The organism is Neisseria sp. (assembly GCF_041804105.1).
Lineage (GTDB): Bacteria > Pseudomonadota > Gammaproteobacteria > Burkholderiales > Neisseriaceae > Neisseria.
In genome coordinates, this window is record NZ_JBHCJY010000009.1 from 1 (window position 1) to 9425 (window position 9425).

Below are 9425 nucleotides of genomic sequence, written 5' to 3' on the forward strand. Positions count from 1 at the left end.
GCCGAGCGCGTAAACCGTTTGCGTGTAGGCCGTTTCAAACGCACCGATCAGGCAGGCGGCGGTCATCACGGCCATGCGGTGCTGTTTCGCCATCGGCCCGCGGAAGCTCTGTTTCAGCCCCAGGCTGCCGCCGAAAATGCGGATGTAGGCGGTGCACACCGCCAGCAGCGCGGCCAGCCAGCCCAGCGCGGCCAAACCTGCGGCATAGCCCAGAGCGACCAGCAGCAGGCTGTCGGCGATGCGGTCGGGCAGCTCGTTGAACAGCTCGCCCGCAGGCGTTTTCTGTCCGCCTTCCACCGCCACCATGCCGTCGAACAGGTTGCACAGCAGGCGAAGCTGGATCATCAGCGCCACCAGCACCAGCGCGGCGGGGTGGACGGAGTAGGCCAGCACCAGTGCGCCGAAGCCTGCGAAGACCACGCTCAGGCAGGAAATCTGGTTGGGCGTGAGCACTTTGTTTACGGCCAGCCAGCGGGCGAAGCCTTGGGAAAAGCGGTTGTTGCGCGAAGCAATCGGGCGGCGGTTTTCGGTCATATTCGGAAAGGGCAGGGGTTATGAAGAATGCTTATTCTAGCGTATGGACGGCCGTTTGGAAAATAAACCTTGCAGACGGAAAAACCGTCGGCGGCAAGGCCGTCTGAAAGCCCCGGATGCACTCTTTCAGACGGCCTCAAAGTATCCACCGCCTGCAAATAACGGTACAATCCCACCCATCGCGAAAACCGTTTTCCATCCGCTATGACTACCCGAATTATCGCCGTTGCCAACCAGAAAGGCGGCGTCGGCAAAACCACCACCGCCGTCAATCTGGCCGCCTCGCTCGCCGCCAGAAACCTGTGCGTGCTCGTCATCGACCTCGACCCGCAGGGCAATGCCACCACGGGCAGCGGCATCGACAAAAACCAGATTAAAACAGGCGTTTACCAGGTTTTGCTGGGGCAGGCCGAAGTGGCGCAGGCCGTCATCCGCAGCGAAGCGGGCGGTTACGACCTGCTGGCATCCAACCGCGCGCTGGCGGGCGCGGAAGTCGATTTGGTACACGAACCCGCCCGCGAAAGCCGTCTGAAAAGCGCGCTGCAAAACGTGGCCGCCGATTACGATTTCGTCATCATCGACTGCCCGCCCACGCTCACGCTGCTCACGCTCAACGGGCTGGTGGCGGCCGACGGCGTTTTGGTGCCGATGCTGTGCGAATACTATGCGCTCGAAGGCATTTCCGACTTAATCGCCACCGTGCGCAGAATCCGTCAGGCCGTCAATCCCGATTTGGACATCACCGGCATCGTGCGCACCATGTACGACAGCCGCAGCAGGCTGGTGGTGGAAGTCAGCGAACAGTTGCAGCAGCACTTCGGCACGCTGGTGTTCGAAACCGTTATCCCGCGCAACATCCGCCTTGCCGAAGCCCCCAGCCACGGCCTGACCGCGCTGGCCTACGATGCCGCCGCCAAAGGTACGAAAGCCTATCAGGACCTGGCACAGGAGCTGCTGGAACGGGTCAACCCGCAATTGGCAGCAGCCAATCCGCAACCCGCAAAACCTGCCGCATCGCCCGTTGCCAAGCCCGCGCCGGTGCGTGCCATTGCAGCCCGTCTCGCCGCCCGCTCGGAAGAGTAGCCGCATCGGGTCGAGCGGTACGGTAAGGTCGTCTGAAAACTTTTTCAGACGGCTTTGGGTTTGGTAAGGGTTTGGTTTTTGGGTCAATCAGGTTTTTGGCCGGAAAAGGTCTGAGCAATGATAAAGACCGATGGCAGAGGCTTTTGCTGTTTACGGCAACAAACAGTCTCAGCCTTTAACCGTGCGGCAGGCCGTAAGCCGAAGCGGTAAGGCCGTCTGAAACACGGCATTCTGCTGCTTCCCATAATCCGCAACCGATAAAACAGGCCGTCTGAAAAATTTCAGACGGCCTGTTCCTCAAACAGACTGTTCCATGGGTACAAGAATTGATTTCTCAACGGGATAATCCGTCACGCAACCGCAGAAACTCGGTTGTTCACAGACACAAATTACCGGTCTACGCCTTATTTCCCGTCATTCCCGCGCAGGCGGGAATCCATGCCTAAGCATTCGGCAATCGATATCGTTCAACCGGTAACGGATATTTTTCAGCCGACACAGAAGTCCAACCTTCCGGATTCCCGCCTGCGCGGGAATGACGGTATGTAGTCATGCCGTCTGAAAACACAGCATGCTGCCGTTGTTCATAATCTGTAAGCGGCGAACAAAACAGGCCGTCTGAAAACTTTTTCAGACGGCCTTTATCGTGTGCAAACCGGATGGAACGGTAAAAGGTAAAACCGGCAGCGCATCGATAATCAACAGGCTTGAAAGCTGCATTTGCACGATACGTTGATTTGTACGGTATTGAGAAATATTCGGTATTTCCGCGCAGGCAGGAATCTGCCTTCCGTCGAAGTGGCAAAGAAACGCTGCCTGTTGGTGTGCGGCCGGTAGAAATAACCGTTGGGACGGGGTTATTCCGCGAGCAGTCCTGCCAGATGTTTCGCAATCCGCCAGCCGAACACCATGCCCGGGCCGATGGTGGTGCCGGGGCCGGGGTAGGTGCCTTTGAAAATGGAGGCGAGGTCGTTGCCGCAGGCGTAGAGGCCGTCGATGGGGCGGCCCGACGCATCGAGCACCTGCCCGTATTCGTTGCAGTCGAGGCCGAGGCTGCCGGCAAGGTCGGCGGGGCGGACGGCGAGTGCGTACAGGTTGCCGTTGGTGTCGAGCGGGCGCAGGCAGGGATTGGGTTTGACGGAGGCATCGCCGTTGAAGCGGTTCATCGCGCTGGTGCCGCGTCCGAAATCGGTGTCGTTGCCTTGCGCGGCCAGTTCGTTGTAGCGGGAAACGGTTTGCCGCAGGATTGCGGGGTCGATGCCCAGCGCAACGGCCAGGCTTTGCAGATCGGCGGCTTGGGTCAGGTAGCCCTGCCGCAGGTGGCGGCCGAGCGTTTTGCCGCCGGGCATGATGAAGCCCAAACCGTATTTTTTGACGAAGGCTTCGTCAACAATCAGCCAGGCCGTCTGAACGCTGCCGCCCGCGCTTTTGGCGATTTGGGCGCAGGAGAAGTCGTGGTAGGAGTTGCTTTCGTTGACGAAGCGTTTGCCGTCGGGCAAAACCGCCAGCAGGCCGGGTTTGGCGCGGTCGAGAATGATGTGCGGCCACATGGCGCGGTAGCCGTCGCGTTCTTCTTTGTAAGACGTGGGAAACCACAATGCGGGGTGTTCGGTGTTGGCGAGCGCGCCGCCTGCCCGCGCGCCTGCGCTGATGCCGTCGCCGGTGTTGCTGTCGGGGGCGAACGAGTCGGGCGTGCCTTTGGGGAAATACTGTGCCCGCAGCGCGGCGTGGTGTCCGACGCCGCCTGTGGCGAGCACCACGCCTTTGGCGGCGGTGATGCGGATGTCGCAGCCGTTGTGGTTGACCAGCGCGCCGGTTACGCGGCCGTTTTCGGTGATGAGTTCCCGCATCGGCGTTTCAAACCAAACTTCCACACCGTTTTTCAGCAGGCTGTAAAACAGCCGCCCCACCAGCGCATTGCCCATCACCAGCCGCGTACCGCGTTTAAAGCGCAGGCGGTCTTTGAAATAGGGCAGCACCACGTTCATCGTGGTTTTGAAATTGGCGGCGGATTTGAACGGATTGAGCAGCGCGTCGAGTTCGCTGCGGTTGACCATCATGCCGCCCAGCCCCATAAATTCGCGGCGCGGCGGGCGGATGCGGTCGAAATGTTTGCCCAACACCGACGCTTCGAACGGCACGGGCGCAAGCGCACGGCCGCCGTAGGCTTCGCCGGGCAGGTTGCCGATGTAGTCGGGATGCGCCTGCGCCGCTACGAATTTGACGTCGGTGTCTTCGTCCAACTCTTTGACCGCTTCCGGCCCCGAGCGCAGAAACGCTTCGCGCAGCGCGTCGCCGCCGCGTCCCGTGCAGACATGGCCGAGAAATTCCCGCGCCGCTTCCACCGTGTCGGGCACGCCTGCCTTCACGCTCAGGTGCGTACCCGGTATCCAGGTCGTGCCGCCCGAAGTGGCCGTAATCCCGCCCACATAAGGCGCTTTTTCGCACAACAGCACGTTCAAGCCCGAGCGTTTCGCAATCAGCGCCGCCGTCATGCCGGCCGCGCCGCCGCCGATAACCAAGACATCTACCTGTTTTCCTGTCATGTTGTATTCCTTTGTGGGTTGGGTGGTTGGGGATGGTTCGGGCGGCTGAGGCCGTCTGAACGGCGGTTCTTCGGAATAAGGCCGTTGTGAAACGCGATGCCGCCGCTGCCCGTTCAGACGGCATCCGCGTACGGTTTCCCGGTTTGCCCGAACGACAGGAATTTCCTGCGGTGCACGGATTCCTGTTTGCACGGAAACGGCGGGTATCCGCAACATCATGGGCAGACGATGCCGCTCCGTCCCGTTCGGACGGCCCGATATGGCCGCAGATTTCCGTCGGAACAGGGAACGGTTTCGGAAACGGTGCAGCCGTTTGCAGCACCCTTGCCGTTTCGGACGCAACGCGAATCCGCCAAAGCGGTGTTCAGACGGCCTTGTGTGCGGCGGGACTCCGTATTGCATCAGGCCGTCTGAAAACGTTGCAACGCGTTATGCGCGGCGGTTTTCCAGCAGGAAATCCACAATCAGGTCGCGCACGCTGGCAAACATATCCAGGCCGGTAGACGTTCGGCAGCCGGCATCGCGGGCGCGCTTTATCCACGCGGTTTCGGGCAGAGTAACGACGTCGCCCACAAACATGGCGGCAGTGAGCTTGGCCGCGTCGAACGGCAGCGGGTCGCCGTCTTTCATGCCCATCGGCGTGGCGTTGATGACGATGTCGAAGCCCGTGGGGTCGGAGTCGGCGGCGTATACGCGGGCTTTGCCCAAACCGTTGAGCCGTTCGATCAGGCTGTCGCGGCGGGCGGCATCGGTTTCGGCGATGCCCAGTTCGGACACGCCCGCGTTAACGAGCGCGTAGGCGATGGCCGTACCCGCGCCGCCCGCGCCCGCCAGCACGGCTTTTTTGCCTTCCAACACCGCGCCGTTGCGCAACAGCGCTTCCACCTGCGCCTGCCCGTCGAACATATCGCCCACCCATCTGCCGTTTTCGCGGCGGACGGTGTTGACGGCGTTGAGAAAGCGGGCGGATTCGGACAACTCGTCGCACAGCGGCGCAAAGGCGATTTTGTGCGGCACGGTTACGAGGATGCCGTCGACGTTCTGCATGGATTTCACGGCTTCAAAGAAAGCGGCCAACTGCGGCGGCGCAACGTGGGCGGGAATACAGACGGCGTTCAGGCCGCTGTTTTGAAACGATTCGGTAACGCCGGTGGGCGATTTCGCCTGTGCGATGGGATCGCCGACGACGTAATAGATGCGGGTGGAACCGTCCAAGCGGATGTCCATGGTTTTTCTCCTTTTGGTTGCGGGATGCCGTCTGAAAACAAACGGCGCGGATTTTCAGACGGCCTTGTCATGCAGTTGGCAGGGCAGGTGCGGTCAACCTGCCGCAGCGGGCGTAACCGTATGCAACGCGGGCGAACAGAGGCCGTCTGAACAATGTTGCACCGTCTGCGCACGGACGGCCGTTCCCACAGCGGTTGCGCCGTATTTTTGTTCGGGCGGTTTCGGCGCGGCCGCAGGTTGCCGCCTGTGCCGCCAAACCGTCGGCGCACCCATGCCGTGCTGCATGGCGGCCTTGTTTTTCAGACGGCCTGCCGCAGCGCGTCCGCCTTGGCCAAAACCTGTTTCGTGGCCGTCATCAGGTGCGCCAGATAGCCTTCCAAACCCAGTTCGGCAAACATCGGGTTGGGCACTTCGATGCTTACGGGCATATCGGCGGGCAGCAGGGCGATGCACTCGGCCAGCGGAAAATCGCCTTCGCCCGGCACATAGCGCAACGAGCGCGACTCTTCAATCAGGCCGTCGCGGGTTGTGGCGCGGTCGGCGGTGATGCCGTCGCAAATCTGGAACATGCCCGCCATATGGGGCAGGGCGGCGGGAATCTGGTCGCGGGCGCAGAATGCGCGGTGGAAATGCAGCGTGTCGAACAGCACTTTGCAGCCGGTTTGTTGGGCAACTTCCGCACCTTCGGAAAGCTGCTTGACGGTTTGGTAGGAAATCGGTTCGAGCGCGATGGTAATGCCCGCGTCAAGGCCGTCTGAAACAAGTTGCGACAGGGTGGCGCAGGCGCGATTCAGGTCGGGGTCGGTAACGGTGGCGGTGAGGCTTTGCGCGCCGAGGGCGTTGGCGGCCTCCAGCATCGGCAGCCACAGGTCGCGACCCGTGTCTTCGCCGACGGCGAGAAATTCGGTATCGGCGACTTTCATGCCCGTGTCGGCCAGCGCGGCCAGCACTTCCTTCTGGCGCGCGTTGCCGTGCAGCAGGTTGAGGTCTTTTTCGGTGGCGGTTACGGGACGGGTGCGCAGGCCGACGAAGTCGTAGCCGGTTTTGGCCGCGGCGCGGATGAAGTCGACGGGTTCGGTACCGAGTACGCTTAAGGGGGCGATGCCGATGAGTCGTTGGGACATGGGGTTTCTCCTGTGTTTTGTAGGGCGCGACGGATAGAGCCGTCTGAAAACCAGTTTAAAGGGTTTGTTTGGATAAATGTTCAAATCATATTTTGCTACAATGAAATTTTTGCCGGAAAAATATGAATGCCAAATTGCTGATGATCTTTGCTGCTGCCGTTTTCCTTTCAGGCTGCCGCAGTCTGTCCGAACCCGAACAGGCTGTTTTGCCCGACGGACTTTATCTTCCCCGAGACACCGGCAAAGCCGGTCAAGGCAGCACGTTTTACTTCACGCACGATTTCCGAGGTGCGCGTGTACACGGAACAGGCGCTTACCGCTACCGCTTGGTGCTGATGCATCCTGTAACACATGATCATGTAATGCCCAATCAGCCCTACGCACTCAGCCACAGTAGTATCAACCTGCCGTTTGTACCTGAAGAAAAAGATGTTTTCCAAGGTGTTACCGACAGCCAAGGCCGTACTGAGGTGTTTGCATTTGAACATCCTGTCGATCCGAAAGGCTGGAATCTGCGCCAGCGCACCGGCAAAGGCCCTTTCGGGGAACAGATGGTCATTCGGGACTTCAACAAGCAGCCTTTTCAAGGCGTGGAATACGCCTTGGTGGTCTGCGGCAAAAAAGCACATGTTTACCGCGGGTTGACCGACCGGCTGGGTCAAGCTGCCTATGTTGCTTCGCCAAAACCGGCAAATATTTTGCTTTACGCTCCGCTGCTTGACGAAAAACCGAAATGGCAGGAAACCTTGCGGGAAGAGTGTGCGGAACGGGGCCGGCATTGATTTGATTGAATCCCCCCGACAGACCCATTGCAGTATTGGATGTAGCAATCCGGCCTGCCATACCTGTTTTTTCAGACGGCCTTTATCTCAGGGATGCCGTCTGAAAACGGTTTGGCCAAACCGCCTTATTCTCCGGCCAACACCGTGCCCCGATATTCTTCAGACGGCATGGCGCTGCCGTCGTCTTCGTATTGCCGCACGCACGCCAATTCCCGCCCGACGGCGTAGCCGAAGGTCAGGGCGGGGCCGATGTTGATGCCGCCGCAGGGGTAGTTGCCGCCGAACACGGATTTTTGGTCGAGGCCGACACTGTACAGGCCGTCCACCGCCGTGCCGTCTTCGCGGATAACGCGCGAGCGGGCATCGACGGCGATGCCTGCGAAGGTGCCGAACGAGCCGGGCAGCACGCGCACGGCGTAATACGGGCCTTTGCCCAAGGGCGCGAGCGAGGGGTTGGGGCAGCCTGTTGACGCGTCGCCGCCGTAGCGGTTGAACGGGGTTTCGCCGCGCCCGAAATCGGGGTCGTTGCCCTGTTTGGCGTTTTGGTTGAAACGGGCCACGGTTTCCATCAGGCCGACGGGGTCGATGCCGCATTGTTCGGCGAGCCGGTCGAGGGTGTCGGCTTCGGCGATGCAGCCGAGATATTTGGTGTAGAGCGCGGTGGGGACGGGGCGGGGTTTGGCATAGCCGAACATATAGCTGCGGATGGCGCGGTGGTCGCCGATGAGCCAGGATTCGACGGTTTCGCCTTCGGGCACGGCCTTGAGCATGGCGGCGACGTAGTCGTAATAGCCGTTGGCTTCGTTGACGAAGCGTTTGCCGTTTTTCAATACGCCGATGATGCCGGGCTTGGCGCGGTCGGCGATGTGGGGAAACACGCCTTCGCTGCCGTCTTTGAATGTGACGAGCGACACGGGACACCACGCTGCGGGCGAGCGGCCGCTTTGGTCGAAAAAGCCGCCCGCGCTTTCGGCGAGTTCCAGCCCCGAACCGTCGGCTTCGGCGGGCGCGAGCGTCCAATGCTGCGTGCCGTCGGGGTTGCGCGGGAAGTTTTTGCGCCGTTCCACGTTTGCGGGATAACCGCCCGTGGCCAGCACCACGCCGCGCGCGGCATCGACGCGCACCAAGCCTTCGGGCGTTTGCAGGTATGCGCCGGTAACGCGGCTGTCTGCATCCCGAGTCAGGCTTTCCACCGCCGAGCGGGTTTTGATGACCGCGCCTTTTTCGTCCGCAGCCTGCGCGAGCCGCGCCACAAGAGCCAGCCCGTTCACAAACTGCATATTGCGCCGGTAAACCAGCTTGTCGAACAGGTGGACGCCAAAGCGTTTGGCCGCGTAGAGAAAACTTTCGGGCTTTTTGAAGGCGTTGAGAAAATGCCCCAAATCTTCGCCCGCCATGATGCCCATGCCCCAAAACGATGTCATTTTGAACTGGTCGGGCAGGATGCCGAGCAGGTGCGGCGGCAGGGATTTGGCGTAAAACGGCGCGGCGGCTACGGAGCGGTGCCCCGTGCCTGCGCCGGGCAGCTTGCCGTAGATGTCGCAGATTTTTTTGCCCGCCGCCCATTCGAGCGGCGTGTGTTTTTGGAAAAAGCCGACCATGTGCGGCGCGGTTTCGAGAAACATTTCAATCCGTTCGCCGTCGTAATCCGCTTCGCCGATCACGGCTTTCAGATAATCGCGGAACGCATCGCGCGGTTCGTTCACGCCGTCGGCCTTGGCCAGCGGGTTGCCGGGCGTCCACGCCCAGCCGCCGGAGCGCGCGGTTGCGCCGCCGATTGTGTCCGCGCGTTCGGCCACCAGCACTTTCAAACCGTGGTGCGCCGCCGTAACCGCAGCGGCCAAGCCGCCCGCGCCGCTGCCGGCTATCAGTACGTCGTATTGCCAAACCGCCGCCGTTTTGCGTTCTTTAACGGCATCCATCGCCTGCTCCGTAGTCGAATGTAGTGTTATGCTGATTTTAGAGGTTCGGTCGGGTTAAGCCATAACTTTTTCGGCATAGCTAATATTTTTTCAGACGGCCTTCGGAGGGCGGGCGGTTACGCGGGCAGGCCGTCTGAAACCCCGTTCGCCGTCATTCCCGTGCAGGCGGGAATCTGCGGTTAAAGTCAGGCAATATCCTGTTTTAAA

General features: G+C 60.8%; 7 protein-coding genes and 1 pseudogene. 2 read left to right on the plus strand and 6 right to left on the minus strand.

Going from position 1 to position 9425, the window contains the following annotated elements; translation table 11 throughout:
- A partial coding sequence (locus ACEYDX_RS00840; RefSeq protein WP_373740151.1) for a CDP-alcohol phosphatidyltransferase family protein occupies positions 1 to 534 on the minus strand: 534 nt, incomplete at its 3' end.
- A gap of 204 nt (positions 535 to 738) precedes the next feature.
- On the opposite strand from ACEYDX_RS00840, the pseudogene ACEYDX_RS00845 reads away from it, so the two are divergent.
- Positions 739 to 1503 (plus strand): annotated as a pseudogene (locus ACEYDX_RS00845) (ParA family protein); the annotation flags it as partial.
- A gap of 971 nt (positions 1504 to 2474) precedes the next feature.
- On the opposite strand, the gene ACEYDX_RS00850 reads toward ACEYDX_RS00845, so the two are convergent.
- The 4 genes from ACEYDX_RS00850 to ACEYDX_RS00865 all read right to left on the minus strand — a co-directional run bounded on the left by ACEYDX_RS00850 (position 2475) and on the right by ACEYDX_RS00865 (position 6514).
- Positions 2475 to 4163 (minus strand): FAD-dependent oxidoreductase, encoded by a 1689-nt coding sequence (locus ACEYDX_RS00850; protein WP_373740152.1) that lies wholly within the window; start codon positions 4161 to 4163, stop codon positions 2475 to 2477.
- A 429-nt stretch (positions 4164 to 4592) separates the two neighbouring features.
- On the minus strand, positions 4593 to 5390 hold the full coding sequence (locus tag ACEYDX_RS00855; RefSeq protein ID WP_373740153.1) for a shikimate dehydrogenase: 798 nt from the start codon (positions 5388 to 5390) through the stop codon (positions 4593 to 4595).
- A 93-nt stretch (positions 5391 to 5483) separates the two neighbouring features.
- Positions 5484 to 5675: a hypothetical protein gene (locus ACEYDX_RS00860; RefSeq protein ID WP_373740154.1), complete on the minus strand. Its 192-nt coding sequence runs from the start codon at positions 5673 to 5675 to the stop codon at positions 5484 to 5486.
- A 14-nt stretch (positions 5676 to 5689) separates the two neighbouring features.
- On the minus strand, positions 5690 to 6514 hold the full coding sequence (locus tag ACEYDX_RS00865; protein ID WP_373740155.1) for a sugar phosphate isomerase/epimerase family protein: 825 nt from the start codon (positions 6512 to 6514) through the stop codon (positions 5690 to 5692).
- A gap of 122 nt (positions 6515 to 6636) precedes the next feature.
- On the opposite strand from ACEYDX_RS00865, the gene ACEYDX_RS00870 reads away from it, so the two are divergent.
- The gene (locus tag ACEYDX_RS00870) at positions 6637 to 7296 is read left to right on the plus strand and encodes a hypothetical protein (protein ID WP_373740156.1); all 660 of its coding nucleotides are present in this window, start codon (positions 6637 to 6639) and stop codon (positions 7294 to 7296) included.
- A 125-nt stretch (positions 7297 to 7421) separates the two neighbouring features.
- Here ACEYDX_RS00870 and ACEYDX_RS00875 read toward each other — a convergent pair whose 3' ends face one another.
- Entirely contained in the window at positions 7422 to 9218 is a 1797-nt protein-coding gene (locus ACEYDX_RS00875; protein WP_373740157.1) for an FAD-dependent oxidoreductase, read from the minus strand.
- Positions 9219 to 9425 lie beyond the last annotated feature (207 nt).